The organism is Pedobacter sp. 05T44 (assembly GCF_056395985.1).
In genome coordinates this window covers 67589-90055 of record NZ_JBFTKO010000018.1, presented here as the reverse complement: position 1 = coordinate 90055, position 22467 = coordinate 67589, and the positions used below count along the sequence as shown (strand labels likewise).

General features: G+C 38.8%; 22 protein-coding genes. 16 read left to right on the top strand and 6 right to left on the bottom strand.

The genetic code is table 11. From position 1 onward, the window contains the following. Positions 1-3: 3 nt before the first annotated feature. Positions 4-939, bottom strand: a complete 936-nt coding sequence (locus AC1DDK_RS22045; RefSeq protein WP_172661919.1) for a homoserine kinase — start codon at positions 937-939, stop codon at positions 4-6. Next, entirely contained in the window at positions 936-3383 is a 2448-nt protein-coding gene (gene thrA / locus AC1DDK_RS22040; protein WP_337717863.1) for a bifunctional aspartate kinase/homoserine dehydrogenase I, read from the bottom strand. Before thrA ends, AC1DDK_RS22045 begins: the two co-directional genes overlap by 4 nt. 259 nt (positions 3384-3642) lie before the next feature. On the opposite strand from thrA, the gene rsgA reads away from it, so the two are divergent. The 4 genes from rsgA to AC1DDK_RS22020 all read left to right on the top strand — a co-directional run bounded on the left by rsgA (position 3643) and on the right by AC1DDK_RS22020 (position 6943). Beyond that, positions 3643-4563 (top strand): ribosome small subunit-dependent GTPase A, encoded by a 921-nt coding sequence (gene rsgA, locus AC1DDK_RS22035; RefSeq protein WP_477634058.1) that lies wholly within the window; start codon positions 3643-3645, stop codon positions 4561-4563. A 5-nt stretch (positions 4564-4568) separates the two neighbouring features. Beyond that, a complete protein-coding gene (gene dtd, locus AC1DDK_RS22030; protein ID WP_288882701.1) occupies positions 4569-5021 on the top strand; it encodes a D-aminoacyl-tRNA deacylase in 453 nt (150 codons plus the stop codon). Between the two features lie 64 nt (positions 5022-5085). Then, a complete protein-coding gene (locus tag AC1DDK_RS22025; RefSeq protein ID WP_288882702.1) occupies positions 5086-6615 on the top strand; it encodes a glycosyltransferase family 39 protein in 1530 nt (509 codons plus the stop codon). 1 nt (position 6616) lies between these two features. Next, positions 6617-6943 (top strand): nucleotide pyrophosphohydrolase, encoded by a 327-nt coding sequence (locus AC1DDK_RS22020; RefSeq protein ID WP_048903643.1) that lies wholly within the window; start codon positions 6617-6619, stop codon positions 6941-6943. A gap of 52 nt (positions 6944-6995) precedes the next feature. Here the strand turns inward: AC1DDK_RS22020 and AC1DDK_RS22015 are convergent, their stop codons facing one another. Next, positions 6996-7397 (bottom strand): HIT family protein, encoded by a 402-nt coding sequence (locus AC1DDK_RS22015; RefSeq protein WP_172661923.1) that lies wholly within the window; start codon positions 7395-7397, stop codon positions 6996-6998. Between the two features lie 11 nt (positions 7398-7408). Then, positions 7409-7882: a transcription elongation factor GreA gene (gene greA / locus AC1DDK_RS22010; protein ID WP_048903641.1), complete on the bottom strand. Its 474-nt coding sequence runs from the start codon at positions 7880-7882 to the stop codon at positions 7409-7411. A gap of 191 nt (positions 7883-8073) precedes the next feature. Between greA and AC1DDK_RS22005 the strand changes: the two genes are divergently transcribed. Next, positions 8074-9951 (top strand): M1 family metallopeptidase, encoded by a 1878-nt coding sequence (locus AC1DDK_RS22005; RefSeq protein ID WP_337717861.1) that lies wholly within the window; start codon positions 8074-8076, stop codon positions 9949-9951. Here AC1DDK_RS22005 and AC1DDK_RS22000 read toward each other — a convergent pair. Together AC1DDK_RS22000 and rsmA are read right to left on the bottom strand one after the other, a co-directional pair. Then, positions 9946-10872 (bottom strand): 2-hydroxyacid dehydrogenase, encoded by a 927-nt coding sequence (locus AC1DDK_RS22000; RefSeq protein WP_288882708.1) that lies wholly within the window; start codon positions 10870-10872, stop codon positions 9946-9948. The two genes, AC1DDK_RS22005 and AC1DDK_RS22000, sit on opposite strands and share 6 nt — an antisense overlap. A 47-nt stretch (positions 10873-10919) precedes the next feature. Continuing rightward, on the bottom strand, positions 10920-11702 hold the full coding sequence (gene rsmA, locus AC1DDK_RS21995) for a 16S rRNA (adenine(1518)-N(6)/adenine(1519)-N(6))-dimethyltransferase RsmA (RefSeq protein ID WP_172661926.1): 783 nt from the start codon (positions 11700-11702) through the stop codon (positions 10920-10922). Positions 11703-11803: 101 nt separating this feature from the next. Here rsmA and pdxA point away from each other — a divergent pair, with 101 nt between their 5' ends. The 11 genes from pdxA (at position 11804) to AC1DDK_RS21940 (ending at position 22467) form a co-directional block, all read left to right on the top strand. Then, positions 11804-12883: a 4-hydroxythreonine-4-phosphate dehydrogenase PdxA gene (gene pdxA / locus AC1DDK_RS21990; protein ID WP_477634057.1), complete on the top strand. Its 1080-nt coding sequence runs from the start codon at positions 11804-11806 to the stop codon at positions 12881-12883. Positions 12884-12959: 76 nt separating this feature from the next. Beyond that, a complete protein-coding gene (locus AC1DDK_RS21985; protein ID WP_172661928.1) occupies positions 12960-13496 on the top strand; it encodes a YceD family protein in 537 nt (178 codons plus the stop codon). Between the two features lie 18 nt (positions 13497-13514). Next, complete coding sequence (rpmF, locus tag AC1DDK_RS21980; RefSeq protein WP_477634056.1) at positions 13515-13706, top strand: 50S ribosomal protein L32; 192 nt, start codon at positions 13515-13517, stop codon at positions 13704-13706. Between the two features lie 98 nt (positions 13707-13804). Next, positions 13805-14746, top strand: a complete 942-nt coding sequence (gene plsX, locus AC1DDK_RS21975) for a phosphate acyltransferase PlsX (protein WP_048903634.1) — start codon at positions 13805-13807, stop codon at positions 14744-14746. 9 nt (positions 14747-14755) lie between these two features. Continuing rightward, positions 14756-15745 carry a beta-ketoacyl-ACP synthase III gene (locus AC1DDK_RS21970; RefSeq protein WP_477634055.1) on the top strand — a complete coding sequence of 330 codons (990 nt, stop codon included), beginning with the start codon at positions 14756-14758 and terminating at the stop codon, positions 15743-15745. Between the two features lie 152 nt (positions 15746-15897). Next, complete coding sequence (accB, locus tag AC1DDK_RS21965; RefSeq protein ID WP_288882712.1) at positions 15898-16374, top strand: acetyl-CoA carboxylase biotin carboxyl carrier protein; 477 nt, start codon at positions 15898-15900, stop codon at positions 16372-16374. A gap of 129 nt (positions 16375-16503) precedes the next feature. Beyond that, positions 16504-17844, top strand: coding sequence for an acetyl-CoA carboxylase biotin carboxylase subunit (accC, locus tag AC1DDK_RS21960; protein ID WP_172661931.1), 1341 nt, complete (start codon positions 16504-16506; stop codon positions 17842-17844). A gap of 81 nt (positions 17845-17925) precedes the next feature. Continuing rightward, complete coding sequence (gene tatC, locus AC1DDK_RS21955; protein WP_172661932.1) at positions 17926-18810, top strand: twin-arginine translocase subunit TatC; 885 nt, start codon at positions 17926-17928, stop codon at positions 18808-18810. Between the two features lie 56 nt (positions 18811-18866). Beyond that, on the top strand, positions 18867-19289 hold the full coding sequence (gene rpiB, locus AC1DDK_RS21950) for a ribose 5-phosphate isomerase B (protein ID WP_477634054.1): 423 nt from the start codon (positions 18867-18869) through the stop codon (positions 19287-19289). 46 nt (positions 19290-19335) lie between these two features. Next, complete coding sequence (locus AC1DDK_RS21945; RefSeq protein WP_288882713.1) at positions 19336-20934, top strand: M28 family peptidase; 1599 nt, start codon at positions 19336-19338, stop codon at positions 20932-20934. A 144-nt stretch (positions 20935-21078) separates the two neighbouring features. Continuing rightward, complete coding sequence (locus tag AC1DDK_RS21940) at positions 21079-22467, top strand: LutB/LldF family L-lactate oxidation iron-sulfur protein (RefSeq protein ID WP_172661935.1); 1389 nt, start codon at positions 21079-21081, stop codon at positions 22465-22467.

Here is a 22467-nt window from a genome sequence, read left to right as displayed (position 1 = left end):
TTATTAATCCAATATAATAGGGCCTCTTTTATTTACTTCCGAAACAAAAGACAAGCTATTTATCGAAATGTTCTTTAAATGCTGCTTTAACTTTTCAGTGATTTTGTTTGCTGTATCTGCATCCTTTGTAAGTGCAAATACCGATGGCCCTGATCCCGAAATACCAAAACCTACAGCACCTGCCTTCATTGCAATAGTACGCAGTTTGTAAAAATCAGGAATTAGTATGGAACGTGTTGGTTCAACCAGTATATCTGTCATACTTCTTCCGATCAAATCATAATCCTTCATAAACAATCCACTGACCAAGCCGGCCACATTTCCCCATTGGGTTACTGCATCCTTTAACAAAACTTTAGAACGGATCATCTGGCGGGCATCTTTAGTTGGCACATCAACTTCCGGGTACACTATTGCAGCGTGCATCTCTTCAGGAAAAGGCAGACTAATGATGTCCAATGGCTGATAACTTCTGATCAACACAAAACCCCCCATTAAGGCAGGCGCAACATTATCAGCATGACCATATCCGCAAGCCAGCTCCTCGCCTTTCATGGCAAAAGGAACAAGTTCTTTGTTGGTTAGTAAATTACCCATCAATGTGTTTATAGCAAACAAACCGGCTACAGTACTTGCAGAGCTTGAACCAAGTCCGCTGCCTATCGGCATCTTTTTGTGCAGTTCAATTTCTACACCCAGATCAGGTTTACCAATATGGTTTAAGTAATGTTGAACACTGGCACTTACTGTATTTTTTGTTGGGTTTAATGGCAACTTCCCATCATCACCTGTAATTTTTGAAATAGTAATACCCTTACCATCGGTAAGACTCATAATTACCTCATCACCTGGTTGGTTTACGGCAAAACCTAAAACATCATATCCACACACCACATTGGCAACAGTAGCTGGAGCGAAAACTTTTATAGACTTTTTCATCGTTTACCTACGTTTATGATGTCAGCAAATACGCCCGCAGCAGTTACTTCTGCTCCAGCACCAGGTCCTTTTACAACCAAAGGCCTGTCTTTATAACGATTAGTAGTAAACGAAATAATGTTATCACTACCAGAAAGGGTATAGAATGGGTGATTCTCATCTACCATTTGCAGGTTAATGGAAACCTTACCACCTTCTAGCTTACCAATATATCTTAATACTTTATTGTCTTGAGTCGCCTGTTTTTTCAGGTTCTCGAAGTAAGCTGAATTATTTTTTAACTCTTTATAAAAGTCGGCCACACTTTCTGCAGCCATACATGATGGAGGTAACATATTTTCTAGTTCTATATCTTTTTCTTCTAATGCATATCCGGCATCACGGGCCAGAATAAGCATTTTACGCATAAAGTCTTTCCCATTAAGGTCATCTCTCGGGTCAGGTTCGGTATACCCTTTTTCCTGTGCTTCTTTTACTACTTCATGAAAAAGAACTCCGTCTTTGTAGTTGTTAAAGATGTAAGAGATAGTACCCGAAAGGATGGCTTCGATACAAGCTACCTTGTCGCCACTTAGCATCAGGTCTTTAAGTGTACGGATAATTGGCAAACCTGCCCCTACATTGGTTTCGTAGAAAAAGTCGACTCCATAAGTCCTTGCTGCTTGTTTAAAGGCTGCATACTGCTCGTAATCTGCAGAGTTTCCTATTTTATTGCAGGTAACTACAGAGATGCTCGATTGTAATATATCCAGATAAAACTCAACCGGATTATGGCTTGCAGTATTGTCAACAAACACACAGTTCGGAAGGTTCATCGCTTTCATTCGTCTGATGAAATCAGGTAAGCTTGCTTTTGTGTCCTGATTGTTTAAGTCTTCTTCCCAGGTATTAAGGTCTATTCCTCTTGGGTCAAGATACATTTTACGGGTATTACTAACCCCCATAACTTTTACTTGCAAATCGTTATTATCGGCAAGGAAAGGCATTTGATCCTGAAGTTGTTTAAACAGGGTTTTACCTATGTTGCCGGTACCCAGACAGAACACATGTAAAGTCTTTTTAAGATCTGCATAAAATGCATCATGAATGGCATTTACTGCCTTAGACAAGTCGGTTTTCGAGATAATTACCGAGATGTTATATTCTGAAGAGCCTTGTGCAATGGCCCTTACATTTACACCATTACGGCCAAGGGCGCTAAACAATTTACCAGACATACCTGGTGTGCGCTTCATGTTCTCACCAACTATGGCTACAACTGATAGTCCGTTTTCTACTTCAGGATATTCAAGCTTTCTGGCTTGAAGTTCCAGTTCAAACTCTTTATTGATTAACGACAAGGCCTTTAAAGAATCGGCTGGTTTTACCGCAAAGGTGATGCTATGCTCGGATGACGACTGAGTGATCAGCACAACGTTAACCTGTTCACGTGAAAGCATAGAGAACAACCTGCCACTAAAGCCTGCTTTGCCTACCATGCCGCTTCCTGAAAGGTTTAAAACGCTGATCTCATCAATTGAGGAGATTCCCTTTATCGGAAGGTTTGAAGGGCTTATGCCGTGCTTAATGTATGTTCCGGCAAAGTCAGTATTAAAGGTGTTYTTGATTACAATTGGAATCTTCTTTAAAAAAGCAGGGATCATGGTTGGGGGATAGATCACCTTGGCACCAAAATAAGAGAGCTCCATTGCTTCAGTATAACTCAGTTCAGGTAATGAAAAAGCTTTTTTAACGATGCGCGGATCCGCTGTTAACATCCCGTCAACATCAGTCCAGATCTGTATTTCTGATGCGTTTAAGGCTGCACCCCATATTGCGGCGGTATAATCGCTGCCGCCACGACCAAGAGTGGTTACACGCCCATCATCATTGCTTGATATGAAACCGGTAACAAACAAAAGCTTGTCTTGGTTGGCTTCGTAAAAATCGTTGATAAGCATCTCGGTCATGTAAGTATTTACCTTAGCCTGGCCAAAATTACTGTCTGTTTTGATCAGCTCTGCTCCATCAACATAAACAGCATTAGAAAATTGTTGTTTGGCAATGTGGCTGATCATTACTGTAGAACAGCGTTCGCCATAACTAAGAATCAAATCTTTGGTTTGAGCACTAAGTTCACGAAGATTATATACGGATTGTAAAATATCTTCCAGTTCGTTAAAATAAATTTTAAGTTTAGTAAGCACTGGATTTTGTGCCCCGGCAGGTAACAAAGCTCTGATTACCTTGAAGTGTTTCTCCTCAACAAGTTTTAATGCGTCGCCGTAGTCTCTTAGGTTCCGGGCATTTTCTGCCATGTCAAGTAATGCGTTGGTAACACCGCCCATGGCTGATAAAACTACTATAGGGTTCTCATCTCCCTGCAGTGGTTTAAGTATCTCTATCAAAGCGCTTATGCTTTCGACAGAACCGACCGATGTGCCTCCAAATTTTAAAATATTCATAGTTGTTGGTTAAAAAAAAAGCGCCTTCCTGGTTTAGAGGAAGGCGCTTTTCGTGGTTTTTTATTTTTTCAGTTACACCATTAGCTTACCTTCCTCCGAGTAATCCCGGTGGTGGTTGTAGTGGTTGTAATTGTTGAGTTCATATACATTGTATTTTTTACACTTAGTGTGCTGCGGTGTAAAGTAAAGTTATATTTTTCTAATTAGCAAATGATTATAAAAATATTTTATATCAGGTTTCTTACCTTTACACCTTTATATGCGAGGATTAGTAATTAAATCAACAGGAAGCTGGTATCAGGTACATGCAGAAAATGGCATCAATTATGACTGCCGGATTAAGGGCAAGTTTAGAATTCAGGGTATTCAGACCACAAATCCTATTGCCGTTGGTGATCAGGTAGAGTTTGAACTTGAGCCAAATTCCGACAATGGGGTGATTCATAAACTGCACGACCGGAAAAACTACATTATCCGTAAATCCATCAATTTATCAAAACAGGCTCAAATTATTGCGGCCAACATGGATCAGGCTTTTCTGGTAGTTACCCTTGCCTCTCCCCGCACGTCTTTAGGTTTTATAGATCGCTTTTTGGCAACGGCCGAAGCCTATTCCATTCCTGCGGTTCTGATTTTCAATAAACTTGACCTCTTTAATGAAGATGGCCTGGCTATTTTAGCTGAATATGCAGCTATTTACGAAAACATAGGTTATCCATGCTATACCGTATCTGCTATAGAAGGCACCAATATCCCTCAGATAGAAAGTTTAYTTAAAGACAAAACGACTTTGTTTTCTGGCCACTCAGGTGTAGGAAAATCAAGTCTAATTAATGCATTACTACCCGGAAGAAGCATTAAGACTGGTGAAATATCGGAAGCCAGCGACAAAGGCCAGCACACTACAACTTTTGCAGAGATGCATACTTTACCTTTCGGAGGCTATCTTATAGATACTCCGGGCATCAGAGAACTGGGCATATTTGACATCAGGCCTGAAGAACTTGGTCATTATTTCAGAGAGATGAGGGACTTGATGAATGAATGTAAATTCAATAATTGCCGACATGTGAATGAACCAGGATGTGCTGTGATAAGAGCGGTAGAAAATGGTGAAATAGAGCTAAGCAGGTACGAAAGCTATCTTAGTATTTATAACGGCAACGAAACACGGGCCTAAGCGGTATGAGAGCGGTTATCCAAAGAGTTACTGAAGCCAGCTGTAAGGTAGACGGCAAAATAACAGGTGCCATTACCGATGGTTTTCTGGTATTGCTAGGTATTGAAGATGCCGACACACATGAAGACCTGGATTGGCTGGCTCAAAAAATAGTGAACATGCGGGTTTTTGGAGATGAAAACGGGCTAATGAACAAAGGTCTCGCAGATATTGATGGAAACATTTTACTGATTAGTCAGTTTACATTGTTTGCGTCTACTAAAAAAGGCAATAGGCCCGGATTTACCAGGGCAGCAAGACCTGACAAGGCCATTCCCCTATATGAATCCATGATTAAGCAATTGTCTTCATTGCTCAATAAAGAAGTCCAAACCGGAATATTCGGGGCAGACATGAAGATCAGCCTTGTAAACGATGGTCCGGTTACCATCAGTATCGACACAAAAAACAAAGAATAACAGCTTTGCTGAATTTTGGGTAAATTTATTTTCATCATAAATTAATCTTACCTAAATTACTGGTATGCCACTCCAAAAAACCAACACTGAAACCATTGTTTTAGTATCCTTTGTTGTATTGAAGCTTTTTTTACACTGTTTCCTGATTAATCCGGTATACGAATTACATCGTGATGAGTTTTTACACCTCGATCAGGCAAACCATCTGGCATGGGGCTTTCAATCTGTTCCTCCTGTTACCTCCATTTTTGCATGGATCATAAAAATGCTTGGCGGCGGTACTTTTATAATACGTCTGATTACCGCGTGTTTTGGCGCAGGTACATTAATGTATTCCTGGTTTATTGTAAAAGCGCTAAAAGGTGATCTGTTTGCCAAGATATTATGTATGGTGGCATTGTTTGCATGTGCCATTGCGCGTTTGGATATGTTATTTCAGCCCAATGCTTTTGATATTTTATGCTGGACAGCCACTTACTATTACTTTATAAAATACATCTCTACAAATGCGCCAAGGTTTATTTACTATGCAATACTTGCCATTGCAATTGGTTTTTTAAACAAATACAGTATTGCTTTTTTGGTTGTTGGTTTAGGGCTTGGGTTTTCCATATCCGCGCAGCGGCATATATTTGCTGTAAAACACTTATACTTCGCCATTGCCATTGGCCTACTGCTGGTTTTACCAAATCTGTTATGGCAATATCAAAATCATTTCCCTGTGGTTAAACATATGAAGGAGCTTGCAGCAACCCAGTTGGATAAAATTAACCGAATAGACTTCCTAAAAGAGCAGTTGCTTTATTACATCGGCGATCTGTGGATTTTATTTGCTGCAGCAATTGCCTTTTTTGTTTATAAACCATTTAAAAATTTAAGATGGATTGGCTTAAGCTACCTGATTACCATTGGCTTGTTTACCTGGTTTAGGGCAAAAGGGTATTATGCTGCCGGGCTTTATCCTGTTTTACTAGCCTGCGGATCTGTTTATCTCGCCGCTTTACTTAAAACTGGATGGCAAAGATATCTTAAGGCTATTCCTTTAATTACTGCTGTAGCAATGTTTTTTCTTATCCTGCCTTATGCCTATCCAATACTAACCCCGAGGGAAATTACCCTTAAAAAGGAGAAATTTGAAAAACTAGGTGTTATGAGATGGGAAGACGGGAAAAACCATCATCTCCCTCAGGATTTTGCTGACATGCTTGGCTGGAAAGAATTGGCAACAATTGTAGATGAGGTCTATAAAAGGATCCCGCAAAAGGAAAACCTGATTATTCTTTGTGATAATTATGGAGAAGCCGGAGCTATAAATCATTATTCTACTTTTAAAAACATCAATGCTGTTTCTTTCAGTGCAGACTACATTACCTGGGTTAATCTGGACAAACAAATTAAAAATGTTATCCTTGTTACGAGTATAGACGATGATGATCCCGATCGGAAAGTGGAAAAACCTATATTTGAACGGGTATCGAAAATCAATTCCGTTAAAAATAAAATGGCCCGTGAATACGGGACATCCGTTTATTTACTGGAGAACGCTAAAATTGACATCAATGCCCGGTTAAGAGCGGAAATGAAAGAAGACTAAAATGACAATAGAAGAAGCACAGAAAACTGTAGACCAATGGATTAATACCACAGGCATCAGGTATTTTAATGAATTAACGAATACCGCCATTTTAATGGAAGAGGTGGGTGAGGTAGCCAGAATCATGTCTAGAAAGTATGGCGAGCAATCTTTTAAGAAAAGCGACGAAGCAGTTGATCTGGGTGATGAAATGGCTGATGTGCTTTTTGTATTGATATGTTTGGCCAATCAGACCGGCATTGATTTGACCACTGCCCTGGAGAAGAACCTGGTTAAAAAGAATATTCGCGATGCGGAAAGGCATAAAAACAACGAGAAGTTAAAATAAAAAAAGGCAGCGTTTTTAGACGCTGCCTTTCAGGTATTTCAAAATAATGTCTTTAATCGAGGGTTAGTGCTGCTTTAATTTTAGCTGCCGCTTCTGCCAATTCCTCGTCTGTAGGTTTTAGCTTTTCTTTACTAAAATTCATGTCGTTTACGGCATTCATTGGAATCAGGTGAATATGCACATGTGGTACTTCAAGTCCGATTACTGCCACGCCTACTTTTTTACAGGGAAAAGCTTCCTTTAACCCCTGGGCTACAATTTTTGCGAACAAGGTCAGTCCAAAATAACTTTCGTCATCCATATCAAAGATGTAATCAATTTCCTTTTTTGGAATAACCAGTACATGCCCCATTACTAACGGACTCACGTCTAAAAAGGCAAGGAATTCACTGGTTTCTGCAACTATATGTGCCGGAATATCGCCATTAACAATTTTTGAAAATATGCTTGACATGATTTTGGGTTTTATCTCGTGATTTCCAATATTTCGAATTCAATTTTACCGGCCGGTACTTGAATTTCAGTTTTATCGCCAACTGACTTACCCAATAAACCCTGGGCAATAGGAGATTTTACAGAAATCTTTCCTGTTTTTAAATCTGCCTCCGACTCCGCTACCAATTGATAGCTCATTGTAGCGCCATTTTTAACATTTTTGATCTTTACGATTGATAATGCAAGTACTTTAGAAGTATCCAGTTTCGATTCATCAATTAGCCTTGCTGTTGAAAGTGTTGTTTCAAGCTTAGCTATCTTGGCTTCATGTAAACCTTGGGCTTCTTTTGCTGCATCATATTCCGCGTTCTCAGAAAGGTCACCTTTATCTCTTGCTTCTGCTATTGCTTTAGATATTAACTGCCTTCCGGTAGTTTTTAAATAGTGCACCTCTTCTTTTAGTCTCTCTAAACCATCTTGGGTATAATATGTTACCTCTGTCATAGCTCGTTTATTTTGTTAGTTACTCTAAAAAACAAACAAGACTACATGGGATTCTAAACCTACATAGTCTTGCTTCAATTAAAACGAAGATAATGGGGTAATACCACAAAAACAAATTATTGATCTAAAATGATGCAGTTATGAACAAAATAAGGCTATTTTTATATTTCCATTAAGTTAACAGTTATAGAATGAATACTTTAAAAACCCTATTTCTATTCTTAATCACTTCATTTACAGTTAGTGCACAAGAATTATACACACCCAGAAATATAAAAAATGCATATGATAATGGAACACGTTCATACGATGGGAAACCAGGTAAAAATTACTGGCAAAATCGGGGAAAGTATGACATTCAGGTATCGGTTGACGAAAAAAACAAGATTGTAACTGGAAAAGAAACTATTGTTTACGCAAATAATAGCCCTGATACATTAAAATCAGCCGCAATAAGATTCGTAAACAATATCCACAAACCAGAATCTCCAAGATCTGGTTATGTTGGTGCTGATTTCTTAAGCTCCGGCTTAAAAATCTCCTCATTTACAGTAAATGGCCAGGCCTACCAAGTGAACAGTACCAATTGGGGGACGGTTGCAAGTGTTGCACTTAAGAGCCCACTCCCTTCTGGCCAATCGGCAACCTTTGTGATCGAATGGAACTATCCCTTGTCAAAGCAGAGTGGTCGCGAGGGACAAATCGACAACACTTCTCTTTTTGTGGCCTACGCTTACCCCAGAATATCTGTATATGATGATTACAATGGATGGGATATGATTCCGCATAGCGACAGAACAGAGTTTTATAACGATTTTAACGACTATAAACTTGCTGTTAAAGCGCCAAAAAATTATGTTGTCTGGGCAACAGGTGATCTGTTAAACCCTGATGAAGTTTTGGAAGCTGAATATGCGTCGAGACTTAAAAAGTCTTACACTTCTGACGAGGTGATCCATATTGCTACAGCCGCTGAAATGAAAAAAGGCGGGGTAACAAAACCAAAAGACGACAACATCTGGAAGTTTGAAGCCAACAATATAAGCGATGTTACTTTTTCATTAAGCAGTAGCTATTTATGGGATGCAGGAAGTATTGTAGTTGATAAGAAAACCAATAGAAGGGTTAGTGTTCAGGCGGCTTATAATGAAGCTGCAAATGATTTTTCTCATGCAGTTGAATGGGGCAAGCTTGCACTGGATTGGTTCTCTAACAACTGGCCTGGGGTGCCCTACCCTTTCTCCAAAATGACCGCTTTTCAGGGATTTGCTGACATGGAATATCCAATGATGGTGAATGACTCCAGCACGCCAGATCTGGAGTTTTCTCAATTCGTACTTAATCATGAAATTGCTCATACATATTTCCCTTTTTACATGGGCACCAATGAAACACGCTATGCATTTATGGATGAAGGTTGGGCCACCACATTAGAATATTTGATAGGGCAACAGCAATTAGGCAAAGAAAAAGCCGCAGAAAATTATAAGAAGTTCAGGGTACAACGTTGGATATCTGACCCTTCAACGGAGCAAGATCAGCCAATTATCTCTATGTCAACCCAGGTATCAGATGCCGGATACGGCAATAATGCATACGGTAAACCTTCATTGGCATATCTGGCTTTAAAAGATTTACTTGGCGACGAAGTATTTGGAAAGGCACTGCATACCTACATGGATCGTTGGAATGGTAAGCACCCCATTCCATGGGATTTCTTTTATTCCTTTAATGACGCCACAAAACAAAATTTAAACTGGTTTTGGAACAATTGGTTTTTTAGTAGCAGCTACATAGACCTTGCTATTGAAAAGGTAATTGTAAAGGGGAACAATTATACGATTTCAGTAAAAAATGCCGGAGGATTTGCAATTCCTTTTGACCTGAAGGTTATTTATAACGACGGCAAGGAACAGCTGATTCACCGAACTCCGGAAACATGGAAAAACAACCGTAAAGAGACATTTTTTGAAATCAGGGCAGATGCCCCCGTACGATCGATCACCTTAGATGGCGGTATTTTTATGGATGCCAAACCAGCTGATAATATTTGGCTAAAGAAATTATAAGTTGCGTAACTTCTCTGCCAGAACTTCTGAAATCTTGCGATAAGAGTCGAAGGTCCAGCCCCCAACATGTGGTGTTAATATCACCTTGTCGGATTTAGCCAGCTCCTGGTACCAGTTCTGAGTTCCCAAAGCAGGAAATTTCTCTACCTCTAGTACGTCGAGCCCTGCGCCGAGTATTTTATTTGCAGCTATTGCATTTAAGACTGCCTTTGTATTTACTACCTCGCCCCTTGCGGTATTGATAAAAAATATTGGCTTGCGGAAGTGAAACAGATACTCCTCATCTACCATTTGCCTGGTTTCAGATGTAAGCGGAATATGTAGGCTCAGCACATCGCTTTGCTTTACAATCTCTTCCATGCTTACTTCTTTAGCGTAAGCATCGGTAAAGCCTGTTTTATATTTATCATATGCAATAACGTTAACTTCAAAACCTGCTAATTTTTTCGCAAAGCTTTTACCCATAAAGCCATAGCCTATTATCCCTACGGTTTTACCTTTAAGCTCAAATCCACGACTACCCTCTCTGTCCCAAACACCATTTCGTACTTCAATGTCTGCCCTGCGGAAGTTATTCATAAGTGCAAGCAGCAAACCTGTAGCATGCTCTCCAACAGCATCCATGTTTCCTTCGGGAGCATTTAGCAGCTCAATATTTTTTTCCTTGGCAAACGCTTCATCTATGTTATCTAATCCCGCTCCTGCCCTTGCAACAAATTTTAACTTAACGCCCGCGCTTAAAAGTTCTTTATCAATCAAAAATTTTGTTCGAACAGCTATTCCTTCATACTCAGCAATTACAGCAAGCGTTTCGGCTCTTGTAATTAACGGTTGATCGTTTACTTCGTATCCCAGTGCAATGGCACTTTCTTTAAATGCCGGATGCAGATCGTCTACTATTAATATTTTCCCTTTGGTCATTATTAGAATTCTATTTATGCAAAAATACAGGGTTTAGTGATTTGATTTTACTGAGATAGCTGTGCTAAATGCTGTGTTAGCGCTATAAAATCTGCAACGCTTAATTGCTCCGCACGTTTATCAAAAAAGGCATGGTCATCCATTTTATCTTTAGGTACCACCCCGGATAGCGCATTACGCAATGTTTTTCTTCTTTGATTGAAACCCGCTTTTACGGTACGCCAGAAAAGCTTTTCATCACACGGCAGTGTTTCTACATTATTCCGGCTGAGCCTGATCACACCTGAATTTACTTTTGGTGGGGGATTAAATGTACCGGGCTTAACAGAAAACAGGTATTCAATATCGTAATAAGCCTGGATCAACACACTTAAAATGCCGTAGTCTTTAGTTCCTGCCTTAGATGCACAGCGTTCTGCAACTTCTTTCTGAAACATACCAACCATTTCCACAACATGTGTTCTGTTTTCGAGAATCTTGAACAGGATTTGAGAAGAAATATTATAAGGAAAGTTTCCGATGATCGCATACTTGTCAGGAAAAATTTCAGAAAGATTTAATGCCAGGAAATCACCATTTATTAGTCTATCGCCAAGCTGAGGATATTTTTCCTGCAGAAAACGATACGATTCCACATCTATATCAATTAAAAAAGTTTCAAGGTCTGTCCGTTCCAGTAAAATATCTGATAAGATTCCCATGCCCGGGCCTACCTCAAGTACTTGTTTGTATTTATCGGTATGAATAAGGCCGTTTACTATTTTTGCCGCAATGTTTTTATCCGTTAAAAAATGTTGCCCTAAATGCTTTTTTGCCTTTACCAAACTCATATCCTGATCTATTAAAAGGTGCAAAATAAGTAAACTTTTACTAGTATCGGACTAACATTCAGGTGAAATTCTGTAATTTGCGCTAAATTTTCTATTTAGATATGAGCAATAAAATTAAAATCGGTATAAGTATAGGTGACGTAAACGGCATAGGATTAGAGGTTATCCTTAAAACCTTATCTGAAAACCGCATCCTGGACTATTGTACGCCAATTGTTTATGGCCATACTAAAGTTGCTTCTTATCACCGTAAGGCATTAGGCATGAATGATCTTGTTTTTAATGTGATCAATAACGCTGATGCAGCTAATCCTAAAAAAGCAAACCTGATCAATTGCTGGGAAGAAGATGTTAAAATAGACTTAGGAGTTTCTAACGAAATTGGCGGTAAATATGCCCTTTTATCGTTAGAGAAAGCCACAGACGACCTCATTAATGGCAATATTGATGCATTGGTAACTGCTCCTATTAATAAACACAATATCCAATCTGATACTTTTAATTTCCCTGGACATACAGAGTACTTGCAACAACGCAGCGGTAGTGATGATGTGCTGATGTTTTTAATAAGCGAGGACATTCGTGTAGGTGTGGTAACCGGACATATTCCTATTACAGAGGTATCTGCAAGTATTACTAAAGACAAAATTGTAAAGAAACTGGTAATGATGAATGAAAGTCTTAAGAAAGACTTTTGGATAGAAAAACCAAAAATTGCAGTTCTGGGTCTTAATCCTCACGCTGGCGACAATGGTTTATTAGGAAAAGAAGAGGCCGATATTATTACACCTGCTATTCAGGAAGCTTTCGACAAAGGAGTAATTTGCTTTGGCCCTTACCCTGCCGATGGCTTTTTTGGTAATGGTGGGTATAAGCAATTCGACGCTGTACTGGCCATGTACCATGACCAGGGCCTTATCCCTTTTAAAACAATTGCTTTTAGCACAGGTGTTAATTATAGTGCTGGATTGAAGATTGTACGCACTTCACCAGACCACGGTACAGGATACGATATAGCAGGAAAGAATGTTGCAGATCCGACTTCGTTTATAGAAGCCGTTTTTGCCGCTACTCACATTGTGAAAAACCGCAGAGAACAAGAAGAATTATTAAAAAATCAACTGCGCAGTGGTGGAAAAATTATTGAAACTGCGGCAGACATGAAKGATGACGCAAATTAAGAGTATTTTATTTTTCAATAACATTTTAGAAATGTCAAATTAATTCTTACATTTGCGGGCTAAAATTTTGTTACAATTGAAACCATTAAAACAATTTTCAATCCCATTTACCGGCTTAAAAATTGGCAAACATCAGTTTGATTTTGAGATTGATAACAGCTTTTTTGATGCTTTTGAATACTCTTTAGTAAAAAAAGGTGATTTAAAAGCTAGCGTTGAATTAGACAAACAAGAAACAATGCTGATTTTGCAGTTCCATATTGAAGGAACTATAATTTTAGATTGCGACAAATGTTTAGCCGAGTTTGGAGCACCAATAAGCGTACAGGAAAGGCAGATTGTAAAATTTGCTGAAGATGAGTTAGAGAGTGATGATCTGGAGATCATTGTTCTTAGTAAAAAAGAAAGTGAGATCGATGTATCAGAACTTATTTATGAATTCATCACAGTATCTGTACCATATATAAAAATATGCGAGCAAAATGGCGAAGGCCAGCAATGCGACCAGGAAATGATAGCAAGACTGGAAAGTCTTTCTATCGGATCACAAAAAGAAGAAGAAGAACAACAAGATGATGACCCACGTTGGGCAGCATTAAAAAAATTAAAATAATAATTAAATAAATCAGCAATGGCACATCCAAAACGCAAGATTTCTAAAAGTAGAAGAGATAAAAGAAGAACCCACTATAAAGCAGAAGCTCCTTCTTTAGCTACTTGTCAAACAACAGGTGCAATCCACACACCTMACCGCGCTTACAACGTTGATGGTAACTTGTACTACAACGGTAAATTGGTTATTGAAAACACCTCAATAGGTTAATTTTCTGAAAAATAGTTTGTGTTTTAAGTCTTTGAAAGTTTAACTTAGAGACTGGAAACAAGGGTGATTTTACCTTATACACAAACTGATTTTTTACTATGAAAATAGGTCTCGATATAATGGGCGGAGACTATGCTCCTAAAGCAAATGTTTTAGGAGCAATAGCAGCCCATCCATTGTTATCTCCAGATGAGCAGATAGTGCTTATTGGAGATACGAAGCAGATTAAACCTTTACTCTCCGAAAACGGATTTGATCCGGATCTCTTTGAATATGTTCATACCGAGGAGGTAATAGGTATGGGTGAACATCCCACTAAGGCTATCGTTCAGAAGCCTAATTCCAGTATTTCTATAGGTTTCAATTTACTTAAAGAAGGTAAACTTGATTCATTTGCAAGCGCCGGTAATTCGGGAGCCATGCTTGTTGGTGCCGTTTTTAGTGTAAAAACTATTCCCGGAATCATAAGACCATGTCTTTCTACTTTTTTACCAAAGCTTAGCGGTGGCGTAGGTTTAATGGTGGATGTAGGCGCCAATGCAGATTGTAAGCCTGATACTTTATTACAATTTGGTGTTCTTGGAAGCTTGTACGCAGAAAATGTAATGGGTATAAGCAATCCTAAAGTAGCCTTGATGAATATTGGTGAGGAAGATGAAAAAGGAAATATGCTGAGTTTGGCAACATTCCCTTTAATGAAAGATACCAACCTGTTTAACTTTATAGGTAATGTAGAAGGCCGGGATTTATTTAACGATAAGGCCGATGTAATTGTTTGTGATGGCTTTACTGGAAATGTAATGCTTAAACTTGCAGAATCATTCTATGTACTAACATTAAAAAGAGGTTTAAAGGATGAATTCTTTGACCGCTTTAATTACGAGAACTACGGCGGAAGCCCGGTTCTTGGTGTAAATGCTCCGGTTGTTATAGGACATGGAATTTCTAGTCCTACGGCAGTAAAAAATATGATATTACAGTCCAGAGACATGATTACTACAGGCTTGGTAGGCAAGATACAAGCCGCTTTTAATAATTAATATCAAGAAATGAGTAAAATTCATGCTGCGATTACGGCTGTTAATGGCTACGTTCCCGAATACGTGCTTACAAACAAAGAGCTAGAATCGATTGTAGACACTACGGATGAATGGATCACGTCCAGAACAGGCATAAAAGAGCGCAGAATACTAAAAGGTGAAGGTTTAGGCACTTCAGATATGGCAGTTCATGCTGTTAATGGCTTACTTAAAAAACGTGGAATCACTGCTGAAGAGATCGAACTGATCATCTTCTGTACGACTACACCTGATTTACCTTTCCCTGCGTCTGCTAATATACTGGCAGACAAAATTGGAGCAAAAAATGCATGGGGTTACGACCTTCAGGCAGCTTGCTCTGGTTTCATTTATGGTGTTTCAACCGGAGCTCAGTTTATTGAATCGGGTAAACACAAAAAGGTTTTAGTAGTTGGAGGCGATAAGATGTCGTCCATCATTAACTACCAGGACCGTACTACCTGCATTATTTTTGGCGATGGTTGTGGCGCCGTACTTTTAGAACCAAACGAAGAAGGATTCGGAGTAATGGACTCTATCCTTAGGAGCGATGGTTCAGGCAGACAATTTTTGCACCAGAAAGCTGGTGGTTCTGCAAGACCGGCATCCCATGAAACAGTTGATAACCATGAACATGCCGTTTATCAGGAGGGGCAGGCTGTTTTCAAATTTGCCGTAACCAATATGGCGGATGTTGCAGCTGAAATTATGGATCGCAATAATCTTACTTCTGAAGATGTAACCTGGTTAGTACCTCATCAGGCCAATAAACGAATTATTGATGCCACAGCTTCAAGAATGGGAGTTGGTTCTGAAAAGGTGATGATCAACATTCAGCGCTATGGTAATACTACTAACGGCACCATCCCCCTATGTTTATGGGAATGGGAAAGTCAATTGAAGAAAGGCGACAACATTATACTTGCAGCCTTTAGCGGTGGTTTTACATGGGGTTCGGTTTACTTAAAATGGGCGTATTAAATTTTTAATCAGAATACAACTTAAAGACTTTTAAGTCGTTATGAGATGCATTTATAGATTTTTTGAATGCAAACTCATGATGATTTTATCATAATTAATCATAACTTAGTTAATTCTAAAAACACATTGTTTTCTTAAAATAACACCAAAAAATGGATATCAAACAAATTCAGGAACTTATTAAATTTGTTTCTCGTTCGGGCGTAAATGAAGTCGCTATTGAGCAAAAAGACTTCAAGATAACTATTAAAACAAATCAGACCCCAACAGTTGTTCATGCTACTGTTCCAGCTCCTGTTGTTACGTCTGCAATCCCTGCAGCCGCAGCGCCACAACCGGTGTCAGCTACAGAAACTAAAGCAGCTCCTGCAACTGAGGACACTTCAAAATACATTACCATTAAATCTCCAATGATCGGAACATTTTATCGCTCAGCCGGTCCTGATAAGCCACTATTTGTAAACGTTGGTGACGAGGTTTCTACTGGTAAAGTAATCTGCATTATTGAAGCAATGAAATTGTTCAATGAAATAGAAAGTGAAGTTTCTGGAAGAATCGTAAAAGTACTTGTTGATAATGCATCACCAGTAGAATATGATCAGCCATTGTTTTTAGTAGAACCAATTTAATCCGTCAGGCTGAATTTCGGTATCTCCATATTCAAAATAGATCCTGAAATAAACTGCGTAGCATTCTTGAAGACAAAAAATCAATAAATACTACTCCTGAAATTTCAGGATGACGAAAAGGAAAAATATATGTTTAAGAAAATATTAATTGCCAACAGGGGCGAAATCGCATTGCGAATTATTCGCACCTGTAAAGAAATGGGCATTAAAACGGTAGCTGTTTACTCTACTGCTGACAGGGAAAGCTTACATGTACGCTTTGCTGATGAAGCTGTTTGTATAGGGCCGCCACCAAGTAAAGATTCTTACCTGAGTATTCCTAACATTATATCTGCTGCTGAATTAACAAATGCAGATGCAATTCACCCAGGTTACGGATTTCTATCTGAGAATGCTAAATTCTCTTCCGTTTGCCGTGATTACGGTATTAAATTTATTGGAGCAACACCTGAACAAATCAACTCTATGGGCGACAAAGCGTCGGCTAAAGAGACCATGAAAAAAGCAGGCGTTCCTACTATTCCCGGATCTGAAGGTTTACTTGAAAGTGTTAAAGAAGGTATAAAAATTGCCAACGGCATGGGTTATCCGGTTATCCTGAAAGCAACTGCCGGTGGTGGTGGTCGTGGAATGCGCGTGGTATGGAAAGATGAAGAGTTCGAAAATGCATGGGATAGCGCCAGACAAGAATCGGGTGCTGCTTTTGGAAACGATGGATTATATTTAGAAAAATACATCGAAGACCCACGTCATATCGAGATCCAGATCATTGGTGATCAGTATGGCAAAGCTTGCCATTTATCTGAACGCGATTGTTCAATACAACGTCGTCACCAGAAACTTGTTGAAGAAGCCCCATCTCCTTTCATGACTCCTGAGTTAAGAGAGAAAATGGGCGAAGCTGCTATCAAAGGGGCAATCGCTGTTCAATACGAAGGTGCCGGTACAATTGAATTCCTGGTTGACAAACACCGCAACTTCTATTTTATGGAGATGAATACCCGTATTCAGGTTGAGCATCCGGTAACTGAAGAAGTAATCAACTACGATTTGATCAAAGAACAAATTAAAGTGGCTTCAGGTGTTCCTATTTCTGGCAAAAACTATATGCCTGATATGCACGCAATTGAATGCAGGATTAATGCGGAAGATCCTTTTAACAACTTCAGACCTTGTCCAGGTAAAATAACCAACTTCCACTCTCCCGGAGGTCATGGTGTAAGGGTTGATACGCATGTTTATGCTGGTTATCAAATTCCTTCTAACTACGACTCTATGATTGCTAAATTAATTTGTGTTGCACAAACACGTGAGGAAGCAATTAGTACGATGGAGCGTGCATTAAGTGAGTTTGTAATTGAAGGTGTAAAAACTACGATACCTTTTCACTTAAAATTGATGAAAGATCCTAACTTTAGAGCTGGTAATTTTACCACGAAGTTTATGGAAACCTTCGAATTTTCAGAATAGAAAAAACTATTTATAAGATTTAAAACGTAAATACCATTCTGAATAAAATAGAATGGTATTTTTGTTTTACAAATAACGTACATGAGTGATACTAAAAAAAGGGACCTTATTGGTGCTATAAAAGAAAAAGGGAAAACATTAGAAGCGGAAATGTCTTTCTTTGACCACATTGACGTACTTAGAAAGCATTTATTGCGCGCATTAGCCATTGTTCTGGTACTTACCATTGGGGCATTTTACTATACTGATTTTATTTTCAACACGATCATTATGGGCCCAAAAAACCCCAGCTTTTGGACCTATCGTATGATGTGTAAGCTGGTAGAGCGCTTTCCTTCTATAGGTCCGGAGTTCTGTATTACAAAAATTGATGCAAAAATCATCAATACAGAGATGGCCGGACAGTTCACACTCCAGCTGAATTCATGTGTAATGGTAGGTATCATATTGGGTATCCCCTATCTCCTGTTTGAACTTTGGTTATTTGTAAAACCAGCACTGCACGAGAACGAAAGAAAATCTGCAAGTGGCTTTGTAGCTTTTGCTTCATTCCTGTTTTTCTTAGGTATACTATTTGGGTATTACATCATCTGCCCTTTATCCATCAACTTCCTAACTAATTTTACAGTAAGTCCTGAGATTCAAAATACCTTTACAATTGACTCTTATCTTTCGTCAGTAATGACCTTAACGCTTGGTTCCGGAGTAATTTTCCAGTTACCGGTCATCATCTATATCTTATCAAAATTAGGTATAATGACTCCGGCATTTATGCGGGCAAGYAGAAGATACTCAACTGTTCTTATTTTAATAATAGCAGCTGTAGTTACACCAACTGCCGATCCATACACAATGCTAATTGTAGCACTGCCATTATTCTTGCTTTATGAATTGAGTATCTTTATATCTGCAAATATAGAGAAGAAAAGAAATAAAGATATTTATGGTGTGGCCAAGGTAAAATAGGCTTAGTACAATATTTAATTAAATAACAAAGTTTTAAAATGTCAATAGATAAAAAAATGAAAATTGCAATAGGCGCAGATCACGCAGGTTTTGAATATAAAGAGCTATTAAAATCCTACCTAACTGATTATGAAGTTAAAGACTTTGGAACTTATTCAAGCCAATCTGTTGATTACCCTGATTTTGCACACCMTGTAGCATCAGCAGTCGAAAGTGGCGAGTATACCTTTGGCATTTTAGTATGCGGAAGCGCAAATGGTGTGGCAATTACTGCAAACAAGCATCAGCAAATAAGAGCAGCGATTTGCTGGCTCAATGAACTTGCCGCTCTTGCAAGACAACACAACAATGCAAATGTTTTGTGCATTCCTGCCAGATTTGTTTCAGAAGATCTTGCAAAAGAAATGGCAACAACCTTCATCAATACACCTTTTGAAGGCGGCAGGCATGGTGTAAGGGTTGGAAAAATGTCCTGCTAAAAACCAATCGAAATAAAGAGAACCTAAGAAATTTAATCCGGCCGAGATGAAAAAGCAGCTTTTATATTCAAGTTTTTTATTACTTATTGGCTGTACTGCAGTGGCACAAAATAAAGATGCCATAAAATTCAGTCAGACCATCAATAAAGATAATGCTTCCAAACATCTGTCAATATTGGCATCCGATGAATACGAAGGTAGAGAAACTGGGAAAAAAGGTGGTTGGATGGCGGCCGAATACATTAAAAACCACTTTAAAACCATTGGTTTAAAAGGTCCTGTATCCGGAGATTACTTTCAGCCAGTTGACATAGTTTCGTTTGGTCTTTCACAAATAGTAACAGTAGATGGTCAACCGGCCGAACCTTTAACTGATTTTTTCATTATGCCCAAAACCGTTTCGACCAAAGGTTTTGCTTTTAATGCCAACAGCATATTATTTGCCGGCTATGGGCTAACAAAAGATGATTACAACGATTATGCTGGCCAAACAGTAGCCGGAAAGGTAGTAATGATCTTTAAATCAGGAGAACCCGGATCTCCCGCCCCTACTGCATCTATAAGAAATTCCAGCGCTTTAAATGCCAAACTTAAATATCTGACAGCGCAAAAGGCACAGGCAGTTCTGCTTATTGACCCTATTGTTGATAATATGCCTGACAATTTAAAAGGCTATCTCCAATCGGAAGAAATGGCATTAAAGAATAAGGAAACGATGGACCGTCAGGATGTTCCTCAAACTATGCCTGTTATCACAATAGGGACTTCACTTGCAAATAAAATTCTTGCCGGAGCCAGCACAAACATCGACGCACTTAAAAAGAAAATAACTGACAGTGGAAAACCTTCTCCACAAGAGATTAAAATAAGCGTGTGCGCAAGCGCAAGCAAGGTCGAGAAAAAAGTTAAATCTGAGAATGTTTTAGGTTTTTTGCCGGGTTCAGATCCCAAACTAAAGCGCGAAGTATTGATAATCACAGCCCACTACGATCACATTGGTATTACACCTGATGCCAAAGGCGATGATAAAATCAACAATGGTGCAGATGATGATGGATCTGGTACAACGGGTGTGTTGTTAATTGCCGAAGCATTTGCTAAAGCAAAGAAAGCAGGCAAAGGCCCTAAAAGAAGTATTTTATTTATGACTGTTACAGGTGAAGAAAAGGGATTACTTGGATCTGAATGGTACTCAGAAAATCCTGTCTTTCCTTTAGAAAACACCATTACAAACTTAAACATCGATATGATTGGCCGTGGCGACAAGGCACACGAAAGTGATAACAACTTCGTTTACATTATTGGTTCAGACATGCTAAGCTCAGATTTGGACAGAATTGGTAAAAAAGCCAACAAAACTTATGTGAATATCAATCTCGATGAAAAATATAATAACCGCACAGACCCTAATCAGTTCTATTATCGTTCTGATCATTATAATTTTGCCAAACATGGCATTCCGGTAATTTTCTATTTTAATGGTGTACATGATGATTACCACATGCCCGGAGATGAGGTAAGCAAGATAGATTTTCCTATGCTTGCCAAAAGAGCCAAATTGGTTTACTTTACAGCCTGGGAACTAGCCAATGGATTAAAGCGCCCGGTGGTTAATAAAAATGACGACGGCACGCCAAAGATGTAATAGTCAAATTACTTTTTTTCATGAATACTTGCATAGTTTTATCTAAGTTTGAAACTAACAAGATTCAAAACCAGGGGAAATGGTTTAAAGCCTTAAAAAGCTATATCTGAGAATTGAATAGGTAAATAAAAACAGGTGAAAACGATGGATATATCAGAGGAATTTTTGGAGAAGGCAGATGAGAAGGCCTTCGATTTAGGACATCGCAACACTATCAATCATAACATAGGCAAATATAATCTTGCTGTTGAACGCGGATTATCCAAGTTTGAAAATTTAGAGAACTCCAAAAGAAAAGCACACGTTATTAAGTGGCGCGTTATGGAGAACCTGGATAAGTTTTTACCAGAGTTCGAATCCAATTTCCAACGTAGAGGCGGTAAAGTAATTTGGGCAAACGACACCAATGAAGCCCAAAAAGAAATTCTGAATATCATTAAAAAGAATGGTGGAAAGACAGTAATTAAGTCGAAATCCATGACTACAGAAGAGATTCATTTAAATGATTTTCTTGAAAAAAATGATATTGAATCCCTAGAAAGTGATCTGGGCGAATATATAGTACAACTACTGGGGCAACCCCCATATCATATTGTGACGCCTGCAATGCATTTAAGCAAAGAGGATATTGCTAAATTATTTCATGAAAAATTTGGTACCCCTCTCGATTATACCCCTCAACAGCTTACCCAAAAGGCTCGTGAGCTTTTAAGAGATAAATACCTGAAAGCGGATATTGGGATTAGCGGGGGAAATTTTCTAATAGCCGACACAGGAAGCATTGCTTTAACTGAAAATGAGGGTAATGCAAGGCTATGTACAACTTTCCCTAAAATACACATTGCTATTGTGGGTATCGAGAAGATCATTCCTTCTATGGCAGATCTTGATCTTTTCTGGCCGCTTTTGGCTAGTCATGGTACGGGACAAAACCTAACCGTTTACAATACGATTCTAAGCGGTCCCAGAAGAGGTGAAGAAACTGATGGTCCGGAAGAAATGTACGTAATCTTACTTGATAACGGACGGACCAATTTACTTGCTCAAAAAGAACAGCGTCAGGGCTTATACTGCATTCGTTGCGGTGCTTGTCTCAACGCTTGCCCTGTTTATAAAAATATTGGCGGACATACTTATAATACTACTTACAGTGGCCCTATTGGCTCTATTATTACCCCGCATCTTAAAGGCATGAAAGATTTCAAGCATTTAAGCTACGCATCAAGCCTGTGCGGAAAATGCTCAGAAGTTTGTCCGGTTAAAATAGACATTCATAAAATGTTGTTGCTGAACAGACGAGACGCTGCTGCTAACCACGACAATAGTAAGGCCGAGGAAGTAGGCTGGAAAATCTGGAACGTAGGCATGTTAAAAAGATCAAGAATGGATTTCCTGAGTGGAAAAATCAAGAACTTCTTCCTTAAAAATCTATTTAGAAAAATATGGGGTAAATACCGTTCCATGCCGGTAATATCACCAAAGTCTTTTGCCAAGCAATGGGAAGAAAAAAATAAGGAATCTAAAAACCTATAA